The sequence below is a fragment of the Pseudomonas sp. MYb13 genome, from assembly GCF_002980075.1.
Classification (GTDB): Bacteria; Pseudomonadota; Gammaproteobacteria; order Pseudomonadales; family Pseudomonadaceae; genus Aquipseudomonas; species Aquipseudomonas lurida.
Genome location: NZ_PCQI01000001.1, coordinates 170,265 through 193,822, shown reverse-complemented (window position 1 = coordinate 193,822; position 23,558 = coordinate 170,265). Strand labels below are relative to the sequence as shown.

The following is a 23,558-nucleotide window of genomic DNA, read 5'->3' as shown; positions in this document are numbered from 1 at the left end:
AGCGGCCTCGGTGTCACTGGGGAAAATCTGCATTTTTCCGTAACAAATCTGCCAGCCCTTCGGCCTCCATTGGCCGGCTGATCAAATAGCCCTGCACCTCGTCACAACGCTCGCCGCGCAGGAAATCCAACTGCTGCTGGTCTTCCACGCCTTCGGCCACCACCTTGAGCGCCAGCCCGTGGGCCATGGCGATGATTGCCCGGGTGATGGCGGCGTCCTCTCGCCCCTGGCCAAGCCCGCGGATGAAGGTCTGGTCGATCTTCACGTAGTCCACGGGAATGCGCTTGAGGTAGCTGAGGGACGAATAGCCAGTGCCAAAATCGTCGATCGCCAGCTTCACGCCCAGATCGCGCAGTTGCTGGAAGGTGGCGATGATGTGTTCGACACTGTCCAGCAACTGGCTTTCGGTCAGCTCCAGCTCGAGGTATTGCGGGTCCAGGCCGGTTTCTTCGAGTACCTGGCGCACCAGGCTGACCAGCTTGCCCTGGCGCAGTTGATGCACCGAGAGGTTCACCGACACACGGATCGGCGCCAGCCCCTGACGCTGCCATTCACACGCCTGCCAGCAGGCCTGGCGCAGCACGAATTCGCCCAGCGGCACGATCAGGCCGGTTTCTTCGGCAAGGCCGATAAAATCGCCCGGGGGCACCATGCCCCACTGCGGATGCTCCCAGCGGATCAACGCCTCGGCAGCATTCAGTTTGCCGCTGGCCAGGCACAGCTTCGGCTGGTAGAACACTGAGAGCTGGCGGTCGTCGATGGCTTTGCGCAGGTGGTTTTCCAGCTGCAAGCGCTCCAGGGTGCTGGCTTGCAGGCTGTCGGTATAGAACTGGAAGTTATTACCGCCCAGGTGCTTGGCATGCTGCATGGCCATGTTCGACTGGCTGACCAGCGCAGAAATTTCCCTGGCGTTGTCCGGCAACAGGCTGACGCCCATCGAAGCACTGACCACCAGTTCATGCCCCTCCACCGTCACCGGCACCCGAAGCTTTGCCAGCAGACGCGTAGCGACGCGCGCCAGGCTCGACAGGTTGCCGTAGGCGTCGAACAACACGGCAAACTCATCCCCGGACAGCCGGGCAATGGTGTCGGCCTCGGGCAAGGCGTTGATCAGGCGACGCGCCATCTTCTGCAGCAATTGGTCGGCGACTTCATGACCGAGGCTGTCATTGAGCAGCTTGAAACGGTCCAGATTGATGTGCAGCAGTGCCAGGCTGCGCCCGCCCTGGCGAACCCGCTGGTGAGCCTCACGCAGCCGTTCGCGGAACAGCGAGCGGTTGGCCAGGCCGGTCAGCTCGTCGTAATGGGTAAGGTAGCGCATGCGCTCTTCGGATTCACGCCGCGCCGAGAGATCGGCGAAGAAGCCGACGATATGGCTAACTTTTCCTCGAACATCGCGCACCACATTCAATTGCAGCCATTGCGGGTACAGCTCGCCATTCTTGCGCGTCTCTACCAACTCGCCCTGCCAGGTGCCATGGCTGAGCAACGCCTGGCGGATCACCGGGAAGTGGCGACGGGCGTCACGACTGCTGGGCAGCTCAACCACGTTGCGACCGAGCATATCGTCGATGTCAAAGCCTGTGACGCGACTGAAGGCCTGGTTCACAGCGATCAGTTTGTAGTCTGGATCGAGGATCACAATGCCTTCGCTGGCCGCTTCAAATACGGTCGACGCCAGACGCTGCTGTTCCTCCAGGGCTTTGCCGGCGCTGATGTCGCGGCGTGTGCCGAGCATGCGCGTGACCCGGCCGCTGGCCGTACGCTCGACGGCGCGGCCTCGGTCTTCGATCCATACCCAGTGCCCATCGCCATGGCGCACGCGGTATTCCACCTGGTAGTCCTCGCTGCGGCCCTTGAGGTGTTCCACCAGGGCACGCTTGAGCAGCGGCAGGTCTTCGGGATGCAGGCGCGGCTTGAGATGGCTGAGCATCGCCGTGACGTACTCCGGTTCCAGGCCGAACAGCTCCTTGAGCTGGGTGTGGTGGACTTCGTCGGTTTGCAGGTTCCAGTCCCACAGTCCCAACTCACTGGCCTGCAGGGCCATGGCCAGGCGCGCTTCGCTTTTATTCAGGGCCAGGCTGGCCGCGTCCAGCTCCTGGCTGCGCTGCGCGACGCGGTCCTGCAGGCCGATCTGGGCGTCGCGCAGCTCTTGCTCGGCCTGACGACGCTGTTCGACTTCACGCACCAACTCCTGATTGAGTTGCTCGCTGCGCTGCTGCGCCTGTTGCAGATGCTCGATCAGCGCCTGGTTCTGGAAGCCGCGCAACAGCCCGCGCTGGATCAGGCGGTTGACCTGCCACGCCACCAGGCTCAAGGACGCCAGCAGGATCAGGCCGAGTACGCCCCAGCCACGCTGCTGTGGTTCGCCGCTCCAGAACAGATAAAGGATGGCCGGCACCAGGCACGGCAAGGCGAACGACAAAAATGCCGGCAGGCTCACGGCGTAGGCCACGCTGGCCGACAACGTCGCAGCACCGATCAGGCCAAACACCCAGGCCTGTTGCATAAAGCTGTCCACTGGCACCAGGGCGATGGCGGCGATAGCCAGGGTCAAGCCGCTGACCGCCGAGCCGAGCATGAACATGCGCCGCCACACCGGCTGGGCCTGGCGGCTGGGCATGGCCGAATCGAACGCTGCCACTTGGATCACACGCATCGCCACCAGGGCCAACAGCCAGACCAACCAGATGCTGTCCAACAGGTATTGCTGGGGGTTCCAGAGCAGCCAGGCGCAGACCAGGCCATTGACCAGCATCAACAGGGTCGGCAGCAGCGAGCCCTGGTACAGCAGGCGCGTGCGCTCGACCGCCATCTCGGTGGCGTAATGTTTGCGAAGAACCTGTGCGGGCGCCACCGAGGGGCCGAGCAGGTCGGTGCTGAGGGTCATAGGCAGTGTTCTTATAATGGTGAGCCCGAAACGTCGACGGAGCATACACAAGCAAGCGCTTGGGCCAAACTGCTCTACGTCATAAAAACTGCACGGTCACGCAGCGCAAACTTCCGGCCCAGACGGCTTGAGCGAGACGCTGCGCGGGCTGTGGCCATTGACCGACCGGTCATCACCCTGAATGTTTTCCGTCGACCACCCAGCATTGTTATTTGCCCCACTCTCCCGTGGGCCATAGAATGCGCCGATGCGCGATGATCTCTCCCTTCTGCTGAACTCCCTCAACGATGCCCAACGCCAGGCCGTAGCGGCCCCCGTTGGCCGTCAGTTGGTCCTGGCCGGTGCTGGCTCCGGTAAAACCCGAGTGCTGGTGCACCGCATCGCCTGGTTGATCCAGGTCGAAAACGCGTCCCCCCATTCAATCCTGTCGGTGACGTTCACCAACAAGGCTGCGGCCGAGATGCGCCACCGCATCGAACAGCTCATGGGCATCAGCCCGGCCGGTATGTGGGTGGGCACCTTCCACGGCCTGGCGCACCGCCTGTTGCGAGCGCACTGGCAGGAAGCGGGCCTGAGCCAGACCTTCCAGATTCTCGACAGCGATGACCAGCAACGCCTGGTCAAGCGGGTGATCCGCGAGCTGGGCCTGGACGAACAGCGGTGGCCGGCGCGCCAGGCGCAATGGTTCATCAATGGCCAGAAAGACGAAGGCCTGCGCCCACAACATATCCAGGCCAGCGGCGATTTGTTCCTGGCCACCATGCGCAGCATTTATGAAGCCTACGAGGCGGCCTGCGTGCGCGCCGGGGTCATCGACTTCTCCGAGCTGCTGCTGCGCGCCCTCGACCTGTGGCGTGACAATCCTGGCTTGCTGGCCCATTACCAGAAACGCTTCCGGCATATCCTGGTGGACGAGTTCCAGGACACCAACGCCGTGCAGTACGCCTGGTTGCGCCTGCTGGCCAAAGGTGGCGACAGCCTGATGGTGGTGGGCGACGATGACCAGTCGATCTACGGCTGGCGTGGCGCGAAAATCGAGAACATCTACCAGTATTCCGAAGACTTCCCGGACGCGGTCACCATCCGCCTGGAGCAGAACTACCGCTCCACCGCCGGGATCCTCAAGGCTGCCAACGCCTTGATCGCCAATAACACCGGGCGCCTGGGCAAAGAGCTGTGGACCGACGGCGGCGAAGGCGAAGCCATCAACCTGTACGCCGCGTTCAACGAGCACGATGAAGCGCGCTATGTGGTGGAAACCATCGAAAGTGCGCTGAAAACCGGTCTGGCGCGCAGCGACATCGCCATCCTGTACCGTTCCAACGCCCAATCGCGGGTATTGGAAGAAGCCTTGCTGCGCGAACGTATTCCGTACCGCATCTATGGCGGCCAGCGCTTCTTCGAACGTGCCGAAATCAAGAACGCCATGGCTTACCTGCGCCTGCTGGAAGGCCGTGGCAACGATGCGGCGCTGGAGCGGGTGATCAACATCCCGGCACGGGGCATCGGCGAGAAAACCGTCGAAGCCATTCGCGACCATGCGCGCCACGCCGATGTGTCGATGTGGGAAGCCATGCGCTTGCTGATCGCCAATAAAGGCCTGACCGGCCGTGCAGCCGGTGCGTTGGGCGTGTTTGTCGAGCTGATCGAGAACCTGGCCGCCAAGTGCGCGGAAATGCCCCTGCACCTGATGACCCAGACCGTGATCGAACAGTCGGGGCTGATCGCCTACCACGAAGCGGAAAAAGGCGAGAAAGGCCAGGCCCGGGTAGAAAACCTTGAGGAACTGGTCAGCGCTGCTCGTGCGTTCGAGAACACCGAGGAAGACGAAGAACTCACCCCGCTCGCCGCATTCCTCGGCCATGCGTCGCTGGAAGCCGGGGATACCCAGGCCGACGAGCACGAAGACAGCATCCAACTGATGACCTTGCACAGCGCCAAGGGCCTGGAGTTCCCGTACGTGTTCCTGGTGGGCATGGAAGAAGGCCTGTTCCCGCACAAGATGAGCCTGGAAGAGCCCGGCCGTCTTGAGGAAGAGCGCCGCCTGGCCTACGTGGGCATCACCCGCGCGATGCAGAACCTGGTGATGACCTACGCAGAAACCCGACGCCTGTACGGCAGCGAGACCTACAACAAGGTGTCGCGCTTCGTACGTGAAGTGCCGAAGGGGCTGATCCAGGAAGTGCGCCTGTCCAACAGCGTCAGCCGCCCGTTCGGCGGGGGCCAGCAGCAGAACTCCAGCAGCATGTTTGCCGGTTCAGAGATTCCGGAAACCCAATTCAGCCTTGGCCAGCAGGTCAGGCACTCTGTATTCGGCGAAGGCGTGATCCTCAACTTCGAAGGGGCCGGCGCCCAGGCGCGGGTGCAGGTGAATTTCGCCGAAGGCAGCAAGTGGCTGATGATGGGTTACGCGAAGCTTGAAGCCATCTGAAACACTGCACGCTCACTGCAGGAGCCCGGCTTGCCGGCGATGGCGGTCTTAACGTCGCTGTCGCCGCGTCGCGACGACCCGACAAGTCGGGCGCCTACCCCGTGAAGAATGCTGTCCCTCCCTTGTTTTTTATCCGTCCGGGCCAATATCTGTAATTAGTCCTACAGACCCTTCGGAACTGGTCTTACGCAAAAGCCCGAAACATTATGCCGCTAGCCACTATCACTACACCTGTGCAACATGGCGCGCGTGCAATCCACAAATGGGAATTCCCTTTATGAAACGTTTTCTTAGCATCGCCATGGCGTTGTGCATCGGCCTGACGATGAGCATCGACGCCAACGCCAAGCGCTTTGGTGGCGGCAAAAGCATGGGCTCGGCACCGACTCACCAGACGAGCCAAATGGCCCCATCCGCCGGTGCCGGCGGTGCTGCGGCCACCGCAGGCGCAGCCGGTGCTGCAGGCGCCGCTGCCAAGGCTGGCGGTGCTTCGCGCTGGTTGGGCCCTCTGGCCGGTATCGCAGCCGGTGGCCTGCTCGCTTCCATGTTCATGGGCGACGGCTTCCAGGGCATGCAGATCTTCGACATCCTGATCATGGCGGTCATCGCCTTCCTGATCTTCCGCTTTATCGCCGCCCGTCGCCGCAAGCAGCAGGAGCACTTGGCTCCAGCCGGCGCGCCAATGCAGCGTGAAGTGTTCGAGCAAAAACCAGCCATGGGTTCGATTTTCGGTGGCTCGGCAGCACCTGCCGCAGCCCGCCCGGTGATCAATGCGCCGGCCTGGTTCAACGAAGAACGTTTCGTCGAAGCGGCCCGCAGCCACTTCCAGTCCCTGCAGCAGCACTGGGATGCTAACGAAATGGACAAGATCTCCGAGTTCGTGACCCCGCAACTGCTGGAGTTCCTCAAGCGCGAACGCGCCGACCTGGGCGACGGCTTCCAGTCGACCTACATCGAAGACCTGCGCGTACAACTGGAAGGCGTGGATGATCGTGCCGACAAGACCATCGCCACGCTGACGTTCAGCGGTGTGTCGAAGACCTCGCGTTTCGACCAGGGCGAAGTGTTCAGCGAAAGCTGGAACATGGAACGTGCCCAGGGTGACAACCAGCCTTGGCTGGTCGCCGGTATCCGCCAGAACGGCTGATCCCTGCACGCCTGCAAGCAGATACAAAAAACCCCGGACCTGTCCGGGGTTTTCTATTTCACGGTTGCACTTATAGCGAGCTACTGTATAAAACGCCCCTATAAACCGCGCCATCTAGCAAGAGGATCCCGGCCGTGGAAGAAATCATCGAACAATTGCGTGAAGCCAACGAACCGGTCCCGGTTCCTCTGGAGCTGCCTGACGAAGATTTGCTGGTGGAGATCGAGGAACAACTGTTCATCGACATCCCGTTTGTCTTCCGTGAATTCCTGCTGACCGTCAGCGACGTGGTGTACGGCAGTCTGGAGCCGGTGACCGTCACCGACCCGCAGTCCCACACCTACCTGCCGGACGTTGCAGCCAACGCCTGGGACGCCGGTGTTGATCGCAGCCTGATCCCGATCTGCCAGGACGGCGACGACTACTACTGCGTCGAAGAAGACGGCACCGTGGTGCTGTGGTCCGGCGAAGAAGAAATCGTCACCGAAGAAACCTGGGAATCGGTGTGGCACTGGGCGCGGGATGTCTGGCTGGAAAGCTGATAGCACTGCGGTCCTGTAGGCGCCGGCTTGGCGAATCTTCGCGCTGCGGCGATGGCATCGTCGCAGTGCATCAGATGCACCGCTTCGCCTGAATCGCCGGCAAGCCAGCGCCTATAAGGAAATCAGTGCTCCTGCGTATCCTTGTGGTTATCCAGCGTTTCCAGCAAGGCGACCTGCATCCGTGTATGCACGCGGATGAACCACCGCCACAATACGGCCGCTACCGCCGCCGTCACCACGGCGATCAGCACCAACAACTTGTTGGTCGGCAGGATACTGGCCGACAAGGCTGCCAATAGCAGGAAGATCATCAGCAGCGAGAGGATCGGGATCAGTTCCGCGATCACCCGCCGCACACGCTGGGTATGCCGCCCGGCCATTTCCGGCTTCACGCTCATCTCCGCCAGCAGCATCGACAGCGCCTTGAGCTTGCGGTACGCCGCAATCAGGAATGGCAGCGACAACAGCAACGCCCCGCCCCAGATCAACGCCTTCTGCCAGCTTGGATCGCTGATCCAGCCTTCCAGGTACCCACCAATACGCGCCGCGAAAAAGCTGCCGGCAAAGAAGATCGCGATCACCAGCGCCAGGTTGACGCCTACCTGCAGAATGATCTTGCGGATCATCGACGCCAGCATCGCACCCTCGCCCTGTGGCTGAATGCTGCGCAGCCATTCGCCGTACATCCCGAACACTCGGCTCAGGCGCTTGGGCATGACCGCCGCGATCTTCAATGACAACGGATCGGCGCCACGGATCAGGTACGGCGTGAGCAATGTGGTAATCGCCGACACCGCCACGGCTACGGGATAGAGAAAATCGCTGGTCACCTGCAACGTCATCCCCAACGCCGCGATGATGAAGGAAAACTCACCAATTTGTGACAGCCCCATGCCCACACGCAGCGAGGTACGGCCATCATTGCCGGCGATAAACGCGCCCAGGCCGCAGGACAACATCTTGCCCAGTACCACTGCGACGGTGATCACTGCGATCGGCCAGGCATATTGCAGCAGGATCTGCGGGTCGATCATCAAGCCGATCGCCACAAAGAAGATGGCGCTGAACATGTCGCGAACCGGCTCGATCAGGCGCTCGATCTTAATCAACTGACGGGACTCGGCCATGATCGCGCCGATCAGGAAGGCACCGAGTACCATGCTGTATTCCAGCTTGACCACCAGCAGGCAGAAACCGAAACACAGGCCCAGTACGGTGATCAGGAGCATTTCATTGCTTTCGAACTTGGCCACGTAGGCCAGCAGTCGCGGCACCAGCAAGATACCGATGACCAGCGCAACGATCATGAACAGCGAGAGCTTGCCGACCGTGGAAAACACCTCGCCGGAACTGACCGTGCCGCTCACGGCGATGCTCGACAGCAAGGCGATGATGCCGATGCCGAGGATGTCCTCGACGATCAGCACACCGAAAATCAATTGGGCGAAGCGCTGGTTCTTCATCTTCAGGTCGTTGAGCGCCTTGACGATGATGGTGGTGGAGGAGATCGCCAGGATCGCGCCGAGGAACAGCGAATCCATGGTATTCCAGTCGAACCAGCGGCCGATCTCGTAGCCGATCCAGATCATCAGGATGATTTCCAGGAAGGCCGCGATAAACGCCGTGGCGCCGACCTTGAACAGTTTGCGCAGGCTGAACTCCAGGCCCAGGCAGAACATCAGGAAGATCACCCCCAGCTCGGCGAGGGTCTTGATGGTGTCTTCGTCGTGGATCAGGCCGAACGGTGGGGTGTGGGGGCCGATGATGAACCCCGCGACGATGTAGCCCAGCACCACCGGCTGCTTGAGGCGGTGAAACAGGATGGTGACAACCCCTGCCACCAACATGATCACGGCCAGGTCCTGGATAAAGCTGATGGCGTGCATGGCGAGGGGCTCCTTGAAAGTACTGGCACTTCTCCCACTTCCACCCGCGCCTTTGAACCGTTGCAAAGTGCGGAAGGAAAAGTCTGCCTTGATCGTAAGAAATGCCCTGACACGGGCTTTTGAAGGTTAACACCGCGACTTCCAGCAGAAAGCCGGTGCAATATATGGAAACAGATCGGTGCACGCGTGACGGCAAGCCGCCCACTGGCGTCCCGTTATGGATGGCGCTGCAAAGATTCCAGCACCCGTAGAGGTGCCCCCCAACCAATGCCTACAACCCGTGAGTGTGCTATGGAACCCGGAAACGCCCAGCTGTCGATGACGGTATTGATGACCCCTGATATGGCCAACTTCTCAGGCAATGTCCACGGCGGCACCCTGCTCAAGTACCTCGACGAAGTGGCCTACGCCTGCGCAAGCCGTTATGCCGGCCGCTACGTCGTGACGTTGTCGGTAGACCAGGTGATTTTTCGCGAGCCGATCCATGTTGGCGAGCTGGTGACGTTCCTCGCATCGGTCAACTACACCGGCAACACCTCGATGGAGGTGGGCATCAAGGTGGTGACCGAGAACATCCGCGAGCGCTCGGTGCGCCACACCAACAGCTGCTTCTTCACCATGGTGGCCGTGGACGACCAGCGCAAGCCGGCCGCCGTGCCACCGCTGCAGCCGCACAACAGCGAAGACAAGCGCCGGTTCGTGCAGGCCCAGCAGCGCCGGCAGATCCGCCAGGAGCTGGAAAAGCGCTATCAGGAAATCAAGGCAGACGCGCCGTAAGCCATGCCCCCCGTGTAGGCGCGAGCAAGCCCGCGCCTACAACCTCCAGCACCCATCGTAGTGGGCACACACATCAAAGCGCTGATCCAACTGGCTCATGCGCTCCATGTGATGGTTCACGATGTCCACCATCACGGCTTTGCTGGTGTTCTTGTAGTACTGCGCCATCAACTTGTCGTTGGCCTTGACGTGCTCGACGACGACGGCGTCCGTCGGGCTCTGCCATTGCTCCAGAATCGCATCTTCGGTGCCGCTCAGGCGCATGCGGTAGACCCGCTCATAAAGCGCCAGCGTACGCGCCTTGCGGCCGGCCATTTCCTCGTTCACCCGTGCATAGTTCTGACGGAACTCAACCCAGTAGGCCTCAGGTGGAGTGAAGGTGCCAAGTTTCGCCTTGCGCTCGGCAATCGCCTCGTCAGTGGCTTGCGGGCGTTGCGCCGTGTCGGGCTCCATCAACGTGATGAGCTGCATATGGGTTTCAACGATCGCGTTGATCAATGCGGTACGGTGAGGCGTAGCCGGGATCACCTTGCCGAATATCGGGCTCTTGCCCGCGCAAGACGGCATGCCGTTCTCGAATATCGGCTGGGGAATGCGCACATCCTTGCCCTGCGCACGCGTCAGACGCTGAAGCGAGGTCGTGCACATGCCCCGTTCCATATCGAAGGTCACTTCATACTCTTCCCCGGCCTTTGGCGTGATGCTCATGGATTTGCCGCAGACATAGCTTCCGCCATTGGTGTTGATCATCAGCATGGTTTCTTTGCCGGGTGCCAGCTTGAACTCCAGCAGGCCCCTCGCCTTGGCCGGCGGGGGCACGGACATGCCGACACGTCGGCGGGTATCGACCAGGAAAATATTGTTGAGCATGCCAGTGGTCTGGCCCATGCAGTGCTCAGCGTCGTAGACGTCGATGGTGGTATTGGAGGTATTAGAGATGAAGCGCAGTTTGGCGGCATCCGCCTCGGTGGCGTCAGGGTAAGTACCGTTCACACTGCAACCGGCCAGCAACGATGTCAGCACCAGGGCGGTTAGCACCCTTGGCGAGGGGAATACGGGGGACATGGATCTTCCTTGAAAAGCACGGGGGACTAAGAAGCGTCCGATAGTAACGGACGCCCTTTGCCTGGCTCAATCAAGAATATTCCTACAGCTCGATCGGTGTGGCTTCAAAACGCACGCGAGGATGGGCAATGCGATCCTGGGCGCGCACCAGCTCCAGCTCGTAACTGGCACAGGCCTGGGTTTCCAGCAGCACTTCATGGACCGCGGCGGCAGTGAACTCAAAGGCCGCCAGCAGGCTGTCGCCCAACAGAACGCGCGCCAGGAACAGGCCCGAGGTCAAATCGCCAACGCCCACGGGCTGGCGCGGAAACGCCAGCAGTGGACGACGCAAATGCCAGCTGCCTTCGGCGGTCACCAACAGCATCTCGAAACCGTCCGGCAGCTTGCCCGGATAATCCAAGTGCTTGACCAACACCGCCTTCGGCCCGCGCGCCAGCAATGCCTTGGCCATGGCCAGGCAATCGAACAGCGACTGCGGTTTGCGCCCGGCAAAGCTGTCCAGTTCCAGCTGGTTGGGGCACAGGAAGTCAGCCATGGCCGCGGCTTCGTCCAGCAGGAAATCGCTGACCTCCTGAGGCACGATGCAGCCCTTTTCCGGGTGGCCCATCACCGGGTCGCACAAATACAGGGCCTTGGGGTTGATGGCCTTGATCCGCGCAACACCCGTCAGGATCGCCCGGCCCTGATCCGCACTGCCCAGGTAGCCGGACAGAATCGCATCGCAGTTGCCCAACTCGCCGATGGCGGCAATACCTTCCACCAGCGCCGGAATCTGCTGCGGCGCCAACACTTCGCCCGCCCACTGGCCATACTGGGTGTGGTTGGAGAATTGCACCGTGTTCAGCGGCCAGACGTTCACCCCGACCCGCTGCATGGGGAACACGGCGGCGCTGTTTCCGGCGTGGCCAAAGACCACATGAGACTGGATCGCAAGCAAATGAGGTGTGCGTTTCATGCAGAGGATTTCCGTAGAGCCGTTGAAATTCTGGCCGCGCAGTATGCGACTAAACACAGCCTGTACGACAGGCCGGCGACGCAGTTAAGCTGCTCTCACTTTGTTGGAGTTCATCGCATGCTCACCCTGGGAAACATCTTCGTGTTGATGCTGCTGGCCACCGGCGCCGCCTGGGTGTGGCACAACCACGGCCTGCGCGAACGCGCGCTGGAGCGGGTCAAGCAGCATTGCGCCAAGCTCGACATCGAACTCCTTGACGGCGCGGTCGCGCTCAAGCGCATCGGTTTTGTGAAGGATGCCAACGGTCGGCGACGCCTGGCACGCATCTACAACTTTGAATTCACCGTGACCGGCGAAACCCGCCATCCGGGGACCATCACCCAATTCGGTGCCCACAGTGCGCAGATCGAACTGGCGCCCTACCCGTTCGAGATCAAGACGCCACTGCCCAGCGCCGAAGTGATCGAGCTGAGCCAGTGGCGCCAGGACCACGGCACCAAGAACCGTCAGTGACGGCAGGCGGCCAGGGCGGCCTGCAACGCGGTCACATCCTGTGGTTCGCTGAAAATCAATTCGATACGTGAGTCACGCCGCCACTCGCTGGGCTGCCAGGCGAGCGCACTGTTGTCCACCGCGTTGGCCGAAACCCAGCCTTCGGCACTGTGGATAACCAGCTTGGCGCGGCGCCACCCAAGGCTTGCCAGCCAACGCTGCAGGCGTTGCGCATCGAATTGCAGGCTTGGGTGCCAGCGCCAGCCGATGCTCCAGCTGCCCTCTTGGGCCTGGCTCAGGCAGATCGGTTGCGCCGGATCGCTCCAGATCGCTGGCATCTGCGCCAACCCCCTGGGCACGTCGACGTTATCCACAGCCGCTGCCGCCTGCGCATTCAAGCCTGGCAACTGCTCCAGACGCAATTGAGCCTGGCGCGTCCAGTACAGCGGGCAGTCGGGTAACTGCTGTTCAATCGCTCGGCGCTGTGCAGCGTCCAGCGCTTCCTCCTTGTTCAATACCAGCAGCCCGGCGCTCGTTAGGGCTTCTTGCTGCGCTGCCGGCAACGGTTTGCCCGCCGCCAGCGCCTGGGCATCCAGCACCAGCACACAGGGCTGCACCGCCAGCACGTTTTGCCAAGGCGCCTCGCGCAGTTGCTTGAGCAATTGCGCCGGATGACCCAGGCCCGACGGTTCGATAAACAGCCGGTCGGGCTTGGCCTTACGCAACAGGCGACCCAGTCCTACCTGAAACGGCGCGCCATTCACGCAGCACAGACAGCCTCCAGCGACTTCGCCCAGGGCGATGCCGTCGTCATCCTGTGTGAGCAAGGCAGCGTCCAGGCCGATCTGCCCGAACTCGTTGATCAGTACGGCCCAGCGCTCGTTGGCCGGGCGCTGGGCGAGCAGGTGCTTGATGAGGCTGGTCTTGCCGGCCCCCAATGGGCCGGCAATCACGTGAGTGGGAATGTTCTGCAGCATGAGGGGCATCGTTCGGACCATGTAGAGCGTTTGATCCTACGCGGTTATGCGAGCCAATCCAGCGTCAGGATCAAGCGACGCTCGTCGGCCTTGAGTGCCGGCGAACGGTGAACCAGGCCGTGGCCTTCATTGCCTTGCCACTGGGTGCCCTTGAGCAGGGCGACTTCGCCGCAGTGAAGCTGTTCGATACGGTCGGTGGGTTCGGCATCCGGCTGGCCCAGCTGGCGACGGTCCATCACACCTTCACGCAACCACTGGCTGCCGATACCGGCATAGGTGGTGATCAGCCGCACCGGCACATGGTCGACGTGAAACCGTGGGCACATGGCTTTATCCAACAAGCGCAAGCGCACCCCGATGCGCTTGGCACCCAGCAAACAGGCGAATGCGCTGACCAGCCAGGACACATCGGCGATAAAGCCTTCGTAACCTTCAAGGTCACGGCAACTGGACGCCAACCCGTGCAAATCGGGAACGGCGTCTTCGTTGCTCAGCTCGATCACCCTGGCATCGGCCAGCGGCTCGTCAAGCGCCACCAGCAAGGCGCCGAACTCGGCGATGTGCAGGGGCAACTGGCGCTGCCACACCGCCAGGTTGACGCCGTCTTCGAGGATCTCGGAGAGCGCCAGTGGGGTTTCACCGCGGGTCTGGCGAATCACGGGGCGCAGGGGAATAACCGGGGCCAGCATCAGGCGGCTGCCTCCTCATACCAGGGGCCAAAAGGATCGGCCAGCAGGCGCCAACCGTCGACGCCCAGAGCCATTTCTTCATCATTGAGCAAGCAGGCGTCCAATTCGACGCGCAGTTGGGTGAAGTCGATGTTCTGCCCGATGAACACCAGTTCCTGGCGACAATCACCGGTGCTCAATTGCCAGTTGCCCATGATCGCCGCGACGTTTTCTTCGTCCTGGGGCCACTGGCTCTTGGGCACGAAACGCCACCAGCGACCGGCGAACCCATGGCGCATCAAGCCGCCGGCCTGGGACCAACTGCCCGCATCCTGGTGCTTGCTGGCCAGCCAGAAAAAACCCTTGGAGCGCAGCAGTTTGCCGTTGACCCACGGGCGGTCGATAAAGTCGAAGAAGCGCTGCGGATGAAAGGGACGGCGCGCACGGTAAGCACTGGAGGCGATGCCGTACTCGTCGGTTTCCGGCACATGTTCACCGCGTAATTCCTGTAACCAGCCCGGGGCTTGCGCGGCGCGTTCAAAGTCGAAACGGCCGGTGTTGAGGATCTTGTCCAGCGGCACTTCGCCCATGACCATCGGGATGATTTCTGCCTGGGCATTCAGGCGCTCGAGGATCGCTATCAGTTCTTCGCGATCACGGCTGCTGATCAGGTCGATCTTGCTGATCAGGATCACGTCAGCGAACTCGACCTGCTCGATCAACAGATCGGTGATGGAGCGCTCATCTTCTTCACCGAGGGTTTCACCGCGCGAGGCCAGGCTTTCGGCGGCCTGATAGTCGAGCAGGAAGTTCATGCCATCGACCACCGTGACCATGGTGTCCAGGCGCGCGATGTCGGCCAGGCTTTGCTCGTCTTCGTCACGAAAGGTGAAGGTTTCGGCGACCGGCAAGGGTTCGGAAATGCCCGTGGACTCGATCAGCAGGTAATCGAACCGCCCTTCCTTGGCGAGCTTTGCGACTTCCTCCAGCAAGTCTTCACGCAAGGTGCAGCAGATGCAGCCGTTGCTCATCTCCACCAGCTTTTCTTCGGCGCGGTTGAGGGTGACGTCACGCTGGACTTCGCTGCCGTCGATGTTGATTTCGCTCATGTCGTTGACGATCACCGCGACCCGCAGGTTTTCGCGGTTGCGCAGGACGTAATTGAGCAGTGTGCTTTTACCGGCGCCGAGAAAGCCGGACAACACGGTAACGGGGAGACGATTGGGCATCAGGTATTCCTCATCAGGGTTGGCCGGTCAAATCGCCCGTTTATGGCGTTCGCGCAGCTCTTCACGTTCTTTGGCTTCGATACACAGGGTGGCGGTGGGCCTTAATAGCAGGCGTTGCAGGCCGATCGGGTCGCCGGTTTCGCGGCACCAGCCGTATTCGCCACGGGCGAGCAATTCGAGGGCATCGTCGATCTTGTCCAGCAGCTTCTTTTCCCGTTCAAGCAGGCGCAGTTGCCATTGGCGCTGTTCTTCGGCGCTGCCCACATCGGCCGGGTCGCTGTTGGTTTCCTGCTCACGCAGCACCAGGAACTCGGCGTCGATACGCACTTGCAGTTCATGGCGATGGGTCAGCAGCAACGCACGGAAGAACCCTTGCTGGGCTTCATTCATGTAGTCGGCAGGCGGCTGGGCCAGGAGGTCTTGTTCGGTCATGGGGAGCGGTTCACGGGTCAGGCTGTGCTTTAATGTTATAGTATAACAATGCAAATAAGCCAATCCCCTCTTGCTCACCTCGACGAAGGGCGTAATCCTTGAAAACCTCCCTGCCGCGAGAAACCCCATGAAATACCTGGTGTGCGCCCTGCTATTGCTTGCGACAGGATCCGCCTGCGCCCAAGCGCCGAGCCTGCTGGCCAACTGCACGCGCAGCGCCAACCTGCTCGCTTGCGTCGACCCATTGGGCAATGCCTACAGCGTCGCCACGGTCGGCGGTACCACGTATTTGCGCGGGTATGAGGTGATCGGCAATCGCTATTGGGCACAGACCAACAGCCGCTACGGGCAACTGACGTTCTTCACCGGGTTGGCGTCGGACGGTGAGGCGTGGGTGGGCTACACCCGGCGTGTGGGCTGGACCACCCTCAACCGGTTCTCCAGTTCGGGTGGCACCAGCGCCAGATTCACCTGCAGCCGCCTCACTGGCTGTTAGACCTGACTGTTCTTCTGTTCCTGAACCCACGCCATGTAGCTGTTCATTGGTGGGTTCTTCTGGAAGTATTTTTTCAGGCCTTCGAACAGGCCGTCGGCAACCGCTTGCTGATGACGCGCGGTGACCAGGCGCGCACTGTCACGCGCATTGGAGATAAACCCGGTTTCCACCAGGATCGACGGCACGTCCGGTGACTTGAGCACCGCGAACCCGGCCTGTTCCACGCGTTTCTGATGCAGGCTGGTGATGCCTTCCAGGCTACCCAGGATCGAGTTGCCCAGTTGCAGGCTGGAGGCGATGGTGGCGTTCATCGACATATCCAGAATCACCCCCGCCAGCATCGGGTCCTTATCCTTCAGATTGAGCAGGCTGGTGGCGCCAAGCAGATCGGCGCCGTTTTCCCGTTGTGCCATGAAGCGTGCGGTAGCCGACGTCGCGCCGCCTTCGGACAAGGCATACACCGAAGCGCCCGACGCGGTGATCCGTGGTGCCGCATCCGCATGCACCGAGATGAACATATCGGCATTGTGCTTGTGGGCGATCTCCACCCGTTTACGCAGCGGTACGAAGAAGTCGTCGTTGCGCACCAACTTCACGTCAAAGCCCTTCTCGCGCTTCAGGCGCTTGGCCAGCAGCTGGGCAATGGACAACACCACGTCTTTTTCGCGCTGGCCCTTGGAACCGACCGCGCCTGGGTCCTTGCCGCCGTGACCGGGATCGACCACCACAATGATGTCGCGTTTGGGATGCGCCTTATCCACCAGCGGCTTGGGCTCAGGCGTAATTTGGCGAGGCACCTGGGTGGCGCTGGTCAGGTCCAGCACCAGGCGATGCCCCTGGCCATCCTGGGGAGGCAATAAAAAGCTGTTGAGCTGCATCGGCGCGGCCAGGTCCAGCACGATGCGCGTATCGCCTTGACCAAAATGCCCTGAGCGGATCGACGTGATTCCGCTGTTCGTCAACGCCAGCTGAGAAAAGTCGCCACTGAGGCCGGCGCCGCTCAGGTCGATGATCAAGCGTTCCGGCGCGCTCAGGGTGAAGGTCTTGTACTGCACCGGGCCACTGAGGTCGAACACCAGCCGCAGCTTGTCGTCCGAGCGCCATAGGCGGGCATTGCGTATCTGTGTGGCGCGGGCTGCAAACGGCAACGTGAAAAGAGGGCTGGCCAGAAGCAGGTTAAGGAGCTGACGTCTGTGCATGAAAAATACCGCGAATGAAGGAGCGTCCCTACTCGACATGACTGAAAAAAGGCTGGAGCAGAAAAATCATCGTCGACTCAATAGTTATAATATAACATGTCTTTTTATTTCCAACGATGGACCTGCTCATGAATGCGCTGACTCTGCCGGATATCGCCGCGCAGGCTTCACGCCAAGCCTTGCCACTCGAATGGGTGGGCATGTGCGGCATCGCCCTGCCCATTCTCATCGACGGCCAACGCCTCGCCGCCACCGCCGATGCCGGGGTAAGCCTGAACGACGGGACTGCCCGTGGCATTCACATGTCACGCCTGTACCTGGCGCTGGAGATGCTCGACCAGCAAGCACTTACGCCTGCACTTCTGCGTAATGTACTGCAGCGTTTTCTCGACAGTCATGAAGGTTTATCTAATAACGCCTACCTGCGTATCCACACCGATGTACTGCTCAAACGCCCTGCGCTGGTCAGCCCGCTGGCCGGTTGGAAGGGCTACCCGGTAAGCATCGAAGCGCGTCTGGAAAACCAGATGTTCCACGTGGAACTAAAAATTGACGTTGCTTATTCCTCAACCTGCCCTTGCTCCGCTGCCCTCGCCAGGCAGTTGATTCAGCAGCAGTTTCTCCAGGACTTCGCCAACACGCCGCTGCAACATGAAGACGTGTTGACCTGGCTCGGCAGCGCCAGCGGCATCGTCGCCACGCCTCACAGCCAGCGCAGCAGCGCGCAATTACTGATCCAATTGGACGGCGACCAATCCGGCCTGCCCATCACCGATCTGATCGATGACGTTGAAGCCGCTCTCGGTACCGCCGTACAAACCGCCGTGAAACGCGCGGACGAACAAGCCTTCGCCCTGGCCAACGGGCAGAACCTGATGTTCTGCGAAGACGCCGCGCGCCGCCTTAACCTCGCCTTGAAACGCTCGGACGCCGTCAAAGCCTTCCACCTCAAAGTGATCCACGCCGAAAGCCTGCACGCGCACGATGCCGTGGCTGAAAGCCGCTGGACGAGAAACCCTGCATGATCACCTGCACCGCATTGCGTTGGGGCGCCCCAGGCCAGCCGCTGACGCCAGCCATCGATCTCAAGCTGGAAAAAGGCAGCCTCACCGGCATCATCGGCGCCAACGGCACGGGTAAGAGTAGCCTGCTCAAAGTCATCGCCGGCCTGCAAAAACCGCTGGCGGGCAAGGTCACGGTTGAGGTTCCACGGCGTGGCGGCCTATCGTTTCTGCCCCAGCAGCAACACCTGGACCGCCAGTTCCCCATCAGCCTGCAAGAACTGGTCGCCGCTGGCTTCTGGGGTACCCAACGCTCCCCGCAACAACGCAGCCAGCACTTAGAAGCGGTACTGGAAGACTGGTGCCTCAGCGGCCTGGAGCACCGCCCATTGATGGCGTTGTCCGGTGGCGAACTGCAACGCGCCCTGCTCGCCCGCATGAGCCTGGCCGAAGCGCCGGTGCTGCTGCTCGACGAGCCCCACGCCGCCCTCGATGAAGAAGGCCAGGCGCTATGCTGGAAGCACATTCATGCCTGGCACGAGCAGGGCCGCACGCTGATCGTGGTCTGCCATGACCTCGCGTCGGTTCGCCACCACACCCAGCAAGTGGTGCAGATCAAAAGCACCGGCTGCCTATTCGGCCCGAGCAAAGAGCTGATCCGCCCGCAGCCTCACATGCAGGTGGCCTGATGCACTTGGCCGGCCACCTGTGGGCCCCCTTCCTCGACTTCGTCTTCATGCGCCGCGCCCTGATTGGCGGCCTGGTCCTCGCCTGCAGCACTGCGCCGCTGGGGGTGTTTCTGATCCTGCGGCGCATGAGCCTGATCGGTGATGCGGTGGCACACGGCATCCTGCCCGGAGCGGCCCTCGGCTTCTGGTTCGCCGGCCTAAGCCTGCCCGCCCTGACCATCGGCGGCCTCGGTGCAGGCCTGAGCATGGCCGGCCTGTCCGCCTGGATCACCCGTCGCACCGGCCTGCGCGAAGACGCCAGCCTCGCCGCCATCTACCCCATCTCCCTCGCCGCCGGCGTACTGATCCTTGGCCTCGCCGGCAAACGCCTGGACTTGCTCCACCTGCTGTTCGGTTCCGCCCTGGCTGTCGACGAAACCACCCTCACCGGCATGCTCTGGGTCTCCAGTTTCAGCCTGATCGCCATGGCCGTGATCTACAAACCGCTGCTGCTGGACACCCTCGACCCACTGTTCCTGCAGACCGTCAGCCGCCTCGGCCCGTTGGCTCATGGGTTGTTCCTGACCCTGGTGGTGCTGAACCTGGTGATTGGCTTCCAGGCGATCGGCGCGTTGATGGTGGTGGGGTTGATGATGTTGCCGGCCATTGCCTCACGTTTCTGGAGCCGGCGCCTTCCGGTGCTGATCGCGGTATCGGCGGTGCTGGGATGCCTGTCGGTATGGCTGGGGTTGTTGCTGTCGTTCTACTACTCGCTGCCCAGCGGCCCGGCCATCGTGCTGGTGGCGGGCGCGGGGTATCTGCTGTCCGTGGTCTTCGGTCCGGTGCACGGTTTGCTGCGCCGCCCGCCTTTGCTTACATCCCAATGAGGTGCTTCCCGATGCGCGCTCTACTCGTGCTGTTCAGTCTCGTCTTGTCGCTCTCGACGGCTCAGGCCGCAGACAAGCTCCAGGTGGTTACCAGCTTCAGTATTCTCGATGACATCACCCACCAGATCGGCGGCGATCACATCCAGATCAGCAACATGGTTGGCCCCGACGCCGACGCCCATACCTACGAGCCAACACCCGACGACGCCAAGGCGCTGCTCAAGGCCAAGGTGATCATCAAGAATGGCCTGGGCTTCGAGCCATGGCTGGACCGCCTGGTGACCAGCACCGAAACCAAGGCCACGGTGGTCACCGCCAGCAAAGGCGTGATCTCCCACACCATGGAAGAAGACGGCGAAACCATTCCCGACCCACATGCCTGGCACAACCTGGCCAACGCCGAAATCTACGTGAACAACATCACCAAGGCGCTGGTGGCCGCCGACCTGGCCAACAAGGCTGATTACCTGCGCAACAGCCAGGCCTACCTCAAGGAAATCTACCGTCTGCTTGCGCAGGCCAAGAGCAAGTTCGGCGCGCTGCCACCGGGCAACCGCCGCATCGTCACCTCCCATGACGCCTTTGGTTACCTGGGCCAGGCCTATGGCATCGAGTTCCTCGCGCCACAAGGCCTGTCCACCGAGCGTGAGCCGTCCGCCGCCGAAGTCGCCGCCCTGATCACCCAGATCCGCAAAGACAAAGTCAAAGCCGTGTTCATGGAAAACATCAAGGACTCGCGCCTGCTCAAGCAGATCGCTGACGAAAGCGGCGCGCAGATCGGCGGCACGCTGTATTCCGACGCCCTCGCCGCAGAAGGCCCGGCCAGCACGTTTACCGGACTGTTCGAATACAACCTCAACACCCTGTGCGCGGCCCTGGGCAAGCCATGAGCCTGAGCATGCTCGACCTGGAAGGAGCTGCCGTCGGCAGCCGCTTTCCACTCGAACACGTCCTGGACGCGCTGCCCTGGAACAGCGTTGGACTGATCGCCGCCATTGCCCAGCAACACCGCAGCGGCGAGGTACTGATGCTGGCCTGGATGAACCGCCAGGCCCTCAAGGAAACCCTGGCCACCGGGCAAGTCTGCTACTGGTCGCGCTCGCGCCAGCAGTTGTGGCGCAAGGGCGAGAGCTCGGGCAACGGGCAGCAGTTGATCGAGGCACGACTCGATTGCGACGGCGACGCCGTACTGCTGATCGTCGACCAACAAGGCCCGGCCTGCCACACCGGTCGACCGACCTGCTTCTACAACGCTATCGATGGCGACTACGTTCACATCCTCACGGAGCCCTGCGCATGATCCGCAAGAACCCTTCCGGCGACCTCCCAGTGATTGCCGAATCGGCCTACGTCGACAAGACCGCAATCATCTGCGGCAAGGTCATCATTGGTGAGAACGTGTTCGTCGGCCCCTACGCCGTGATCCGTGCCGACGAGGTCGACGCCAGCGGTGCGATGGACCCGATCACCATCGGCGCCAACTCCAATATCCAGGACGGTGTGGTCATCCACTCCAAGTCCGGCGCGGCGGTCACGATCGGGGAATTTACCTCCATTGCGCACCGCTCCATCGTCCACGGCCCCTGCACCGTTGGCGACCGTGTGTTCATCGGGTTCAACAGCGTGCTGTTCAACTGTGCCGTGGGCGACGGCTGCGTGGTGCGCCACAACTCGGTGGTCGACGGTCGCGATTTGCCCGCCGCCTTCTATGTGCCCTCCACCACCCGTATAGGGCCCAACACCGACCTGTCGCAATACCCGCCGGTGAGTGTGAGCGCCTCGGAATTTTCCGAAGACGTTGCGCGCACCAACGTCGACCTGGTGCGCGGCTACAAAGCCTTGCAAAACGAGTTCTGAACCATGAGCCGCCTGCTGATTCGCAATGCCCACCTGGTGAACGAAGGCCAGACATTCCACGCCGATGTGCTGGTTGCCAACGGCCGCATCGAGAAGATCGCCAGCAGCATCGAGGGCTGCAACGCCCCCGTGGCCATCGACGCCCAAGGCCAATGGCTGCTGCCGGGCATGATCGATGACCAAGTGCACTTTCGCGAACCCGGCGCGCCGGACAAAGGCAGTTTCTACAGCGAATCTCGCGCTGCAGTGGCCGGCGGCATCACCAGTTTCATGGACATGCCCAACACCCACCCGGCTACCCTGACCCTGGAGGCCCTGGCCGATAAAAAACGCCGCGCGGCCCTGCACTCGGTGGCCAACTATGGCTTTCACTTCGGCGTGAGCAACGACAACCTCGACACCGTCGCTGCCCTCGACCCGCGCGAAGTCGCCGGGGTCAAAGTGTTCATGGGCGCGTCCACCGGTAACATGCTGGTGGACGACCCACGGATCCTGGAGCGGCTGTTCGCCGAAGTGCCAACCCTCCTGCTGGCCCACTGCGAACACACGCCGAGTATCCAGGCCAACGAACAACGCCTGCGCGAACGCTTCGGTGACAAGATTCCCCCCGTGGCCCACCCGCTGATCCGGGATGCCGAGGCGTGTTATCGCTCATCGTCGTTCGCCGTGGAATTGGCCCGGCGCCTGGGAACGCGCCTGCATGTGCTGCACCTGACCAGCGCCCGCGAGCTGAGCCTGTTCGAGGACACGCCACTGGCGGAAAAACGCATCACAGCGGAAGTCTGCGTGCACCACCTGCTGTTCGATGACCGCGACTACCATCGCCTGGGCCATCAGATCAAATGCAACCCGGCGATCAAGACCCGCGCCGACCGCGACGCGCTGCGCCAGGCCTTGCTGAGTGATCGTCTGGATGTGATTGGCACTGACCATGCGCCGCATACCTGGGCGCAAAAGCAGTCGGGCTATCGCGAAGCGCCGTCGGGTTTGCCCCTGGTGCAGCACGCGCTGCCCGCGTTGTTGGAGCTGGTGGCCGATGGGCTGCTGCCGCTGACCACCCTGGTGGCGAAAACCAGTCACCGCGTGGCCGACCTGTTCGCCATCCCAGACCGGGGTTATCTACGCGAGGGTTATTGGGCCGACCTGGTGCTGATCAAACCGGAGCCTGCGGGCAAACCAGTCAGCAGCCAACCGATCCTGGCCCGCTGCGGCTGGACGCCCTTTGCCGAACGCAGCTTTCGCCACAGCGTCAGCACCACGCTGGTCTCCGGCCACCTGGCTTGGCACAACGGCCAGGTGGTCGACAGTTGCCAGGGCCTGCCGCTGCATTTCCTGCGTTAGGCTCGCGGCTTGACCGTACCGCAATCGTTGCCCAGCCACTGGGCATGACTGTCGAGGCTGCCCTTCTGCTGAATACCGGTGGCATTGAAGGTGCCATTGACCGTGGTGGTGAATTCTTTCTGGCTCTGGAAAGTGGCGACACCAGTACCCTGGGCCTTCGGGCAACTGAAGCGGAATTTCCACTGGTTACCGGTCTTGTCGGTGACTTCCTGTTTGCAGCCCGACTGCGGGTCGGTCAGGGGGATCGAATCGGAAGCGACCTGTGCCGGTGTCAGGCACACCTGCACGCCTTTGCCGGCCATGGTGATGCCTTGTTTCTCCAGCATGGCGCGCTGTTCGGGGGTCATCTGTTGCTTGAGCTGACCGAGGATCAACGACAGGTCCGGCAGGTCCTGGTTATCGACTTTCATATTGCTGGTGGTCAATTCCCACAAGCCCGGCGCCAGCATCTGCGCCTGTGCTGCCAAGGGCAGCGCCAAACCAGTAACCATGGCTAAACAGAGCAAACGAGCATTCATCGGGTAACTCCTGGGCAATTGTTGGCGTTAGACGCCGCAAAGCGGCCAGTGTTGCACGGCAAATAAAATAGCGACATTCGTGATCGAACATGGTCTGTTA

The 23,558-nt window shown here is 61.7% G+C and carries 23 protein-coding genes; 13 read left to right on the top strand and 10 right to left on the bottom strand.

What is annotated here, in order from left to right:
* Positions 1-13: 13 nt before the first annotated feature.
* The gene (locus tag CQ002_RS00915; RefSeq protein WP_034110405.1) at positions 14-2,890 is read right to left on the bottom strand and encodes a GGDEF domain-containing phosphodiesterase; all 2,877 of its coding nucleotides are present in this window, start codon (positions 2,888-2,890) and stop codon (positions 14-16) included.
* A 247-nt stretch (positions 2,891-3,137) separates the two neighbouring features.
* Between CQ002_RS00915 and uvrD the strand changes: the two genes are divergently transcribed.
* The 3 genes from uvrD (at position 3,138) to CQ002_RS00900 (ending at position 7,010) form a co-directional block, all read left to right on the top strand.
* Positions 3,138-5,321, top strand: coding sequence for a DNA helicase II (uvrD, locus tag CQ002_RS00910; RefSeq protein ID WP_015886602.1), 2,184 nt, complete (start codon positions 3,138-3,140; stop codon positions 5,319-5,321).
* Between the two features lie 277 nt (positions 5,322-5,598).
* A complete protein-coding gene (locus CQ002_RS00905; RefSeq protein WP_034110407.1) occupies positions 5,599-6,468 on the top strand; it encodes a Tim44 domain-containing protein in 870 nt (289 codons plus the stop codon).
* Between the two features lie 134 nt (positions 6,469-6,602).
* Positions 6,603-7,010 (top strand): SMI1/KNR4 family protein, encoded by a 408-nt coding sequence (locus tag CQ002_RS00900; RefSeq protein ID WP_010207624.1) that lies wholly within the window; start codon positions 6,603-6,605, stop codon positions 7,008-7,010.
* Between the two features lie 122 nt (positions 7,011-7,132).
* Here CQ002_RS00900 and CQ002_RS00895 read toward each other — a convergent pair whose 3' ends face one another.
* A complete protein-coding gene (locus CQ002_RS00895; protein WP_034110409.1) occupies positions 7,133-8,896 on the bottom strand; it encodes a cation:proton antiporter in 1,764 nt (587 codons plus the stop codon).
* 291 nt (positions 8,897-9,187) lie between these two features.
* On the opposite strand from CQ002_RS00895, the gene CQ002_RS00890 reads away from it, so the two are divergent.
* The gene (locus CQ002_RS00890; protein ID WP_034110411.1) at positions 9,188-9,673 is read left to right on the top strand and encodes an acyl-CoA thioesterase; all 486 of its coding nucleotides are present in this window, start codon (positions 9,188-9,190) and stop codon (positions 9,671-9,673) included.
* A 36-nt stretch (positions 9,674-9,709) separates the two neighbouring features.
* Here CQ002_RS00890 and CQ002_RS00885 read toward each other — a convergent pair whose 3' ends face one another.
* Both CQ002_RS00885 and pdxY read right to left on the bottom strand, forming a co-directional pair.
* Positions 9,710-10,738 carry a hypothetical protein gene (locus tag CQ002_RS00885; protein ID WP_105163073.1) on the bottom strand — a complete coding sequence of 343 codons (1,029 nt, stop codon included), beginning with the start codon at positions 10,736-10,738 and terminating at the stop codon, positions 9,710-9,712.
* An 82-nt stretch (positions 10,739-10,820) separates the two neighbouring features.
* Positions 10,821-11,693, bottom strand: a complete 873-nt coding sequence (gene pdxY / locus CQ002_RS00880; protein ID WP_034110415.1) for a pyridoxal kinase PdxY — start codon at positions 11,691-11,693, stop codon at positions 10,821-10,823.
* Between the two features lie 117 nt (positions 11,694-11,810).
* On the opposite strand from pdxY, the gene CQ002_RS00875 reads away from it, so the two are divergent.
* Positions 11,811-12,206 carry a DUF3301 domain-containing protein gene (locus CQ002_RS00875; RefSeq protein WP_015886608.1) on the top strand — a complete coding sequence of 132 codons (396 nt, stop codon included), beginning with the start codon at positions 11,811-11,813 and terminating at the stop codon, positions 12,204-12,206.
* On the opposite strand, the gene CQ002_RS00870 is transcribed toward CQ002_RS00875, so the two are convergent.
* Genes CQ002_RS00870 through dksA form a run of 4 tightly spaced genes read right to left on the bottom strand, consistent with a single transcriptional unit; the run spans position 12,200 to position 15,491 of the window.
* On the bottom strand, positions 12,200-13,162 hold the full coding sequence (locus CQ002_RS00870) for a GTP-binding protein (protein ID WP_105163074.1): 963 nt from the start codon (positions 13,160-13,162) through the stop codon (positions 12,200-12,202). The genes CQ002_RS00875 and CQ002_RS00870 overlap by 7 nt on opposite strands.
* A 44-nt stretch (positions 13,163-13,206) precedes the next feature.
* Complete coding sequence (locus CQ002_RS00865; RefSeq protein ID WP_098467607.1) at positions 13,207-13,851, bottom strand: DUF1826 domain-containing protein; 645 nt, start codon at positions 13,849-13,851, stop codon at positions 13,207-13,209.
* A complete protein-coding gene (gene zigA / locus CQ002_RS00860; protein ID WP_105163075.1) occupies positions 13,851-15,059 on the bottom strand; it encodes a zinc metallochaperone GTPase ZigA in 1,209 nt (402 codons plus the stop codon). The genes CQ002_RS00865 and zigA overlap by 1 nt, the downstream gene beginning before the upstream one ends.
* A 27-nt stretch (positions 15,060-15,086) precedes the next feature.
* The gene (gene dksA, locus CQ002_RS00855) at positions 15,087-15,491 is read right to left on the bottom strand and encodes an RNA polymerase-binding protein DksA (RefSeq protein ID WP_034110427.1); all 405 of its coding nucleotides are present in this window, start codon (positions 15,489-15,491) and stop codon (positions 15,087-15,089) included.
* Between the two features lie 127 nt (positions 15,492-15,618).
* Here dksA and CQ002_RS00850 point away from each other — a divergent pair, with 127 nt between their 5' ends.
* A complete protein-coding gene (locus CQ002_RS00850; RefSeq protein ID WP_034110429.1) occupies positions 15,619-15,987 on the top strand; it encodes a hypothetical protein in 369 nt (122 codons plus the stop codon).
* Here the strand turns inward: CQ002_RS00850 and CQ002_RS00845 are convergent.
* Entirely contained in the window at positions 15,984-17,186 is a 1,203-nt protein-coding gene (locus CQ002_RS00845; protein ID WP_034110431.1) for an N-acetylmuramoyl-L-alanine amidase, read from the bottom strand. The genes CQ002_RS00850 and CQ002_RS00845 overlap by 4 nt on opposite strands.
* Positions 17,187-17,314: 128 nt before the next feature.
* Between CQ002_RS00845 and folE2 the strand changes: the two genes are divergently transcribed.
* Genes folE2 through CQ002_RS00810 form a run of 7 tightly spaced genes read left to right on the top strand, consistent with a single transcriptional unit; the run spans position 17,315 to position 22,940 of the window.
* On the top strand, positions 17,315-18,211 hold the full coding sequence (gene folE2 / locus CQ002_RS00840) for a GTP cyclohydrolase FolE2 (RefSeq protein WP_105163076.1): 897 nt from the start codon (positions 17,315-17,317) through the stop codon (positions 18,209-18,211).
* A complete protein-coding gene (locus CQ002_RS00835; RefSeq protein WP_069078603.1) occupies positions 18,208-18,876 on the top strand; it encodes a metal ABC transporter ATP-binding protein in 669 nt (222 codons plus the stop codon). The genes folE2 and CQ002_RS00835 overlap by 4 nt, the downstream gene beginning before the upstream one ends.
* The gene (locus CQ002_RS00830; protein WP_069078604.1) at positions 18,876-19,742 is read left to right on the top strand and encodes a metal ABC transporter permease; all 867 of its coding nucleotides are present in this window, start codon (positions 18,876-18,878) and stop codon (positions 19,740-19,742) included. The genes CQ002_RS00835 and CQ002_RS00830 overlap by 1 nt, the downstream gene beginning before the upstream one ends.
* 11 nt (positions 19,743-19,753) lie before the next feature.
* Positions 19,754-20,632, top strand: coding sequence for a metal ABC transporter substrate-binding protein (locus CQ002_RS00825; protein ID WP_105163077.1), 879 nt, complete (start codon positions 19,754-19,756; stop codon positions 20,630-20,632).
* Positions 20,629-21,042, top strand: a complete 414-nt coding sequence (gene hisI / locus CQ002_RS00820) for a phosphoribosyl-AMP cyclohydrolase (protein ID WP_105163078.1) — start codon at positions 20,629-20,631, stop codon at positions 21,040-21,042. Before CQ002_RS00825 ends, hisI begins: the two co-directional genes overlap by 4 nt.
* On the top strand, positions 21,039-21,599 hold the full coding sequence (locus tag CQ002_RS00815; RefSeq protein WP_034110438.1) for a DapH/DapD/GlmU-related protein: 561 nt from the start codon (positions 21,039-21,041) through the stop codon (positions 21,597-21,599). Before hisI ends, CQ002_RS00815 begins: the two co-directional genes overlap by 4 nt.
* 3 nt (positions 21,600-21,602) lie before the next feature.
* Positions 21,603-22,940 (top strand): dihydroorotase, encoded by a 1,338-nt coding sequence (locus CQ002_RS00810; protein WP_105163079.1) that lies wholly within the window; start codon positions 21,603-21,605, stop codon positions 22,938-22,940.
* On the opposite strand, the gene CQ002_RS00805 is transcribed toward CQ002_RS00810, so the two are convergent.
* Complete coding sequence (locus CQ002_RS00805; protein WP_034110442.1) at positions 22,937-23,458, bottom strand: DUF3617 domain-containing protein; 522 nt, start codon at positions 23,456-23,458, stop codon at positions 22,937-22,939. The genes CQ002_RS00810 and CQ002_RS00805 overlap by 4 nt on opposite strands.
* Between the last annotated feature and the right edge of the window lie 100 nt (positions 23,459-23,558).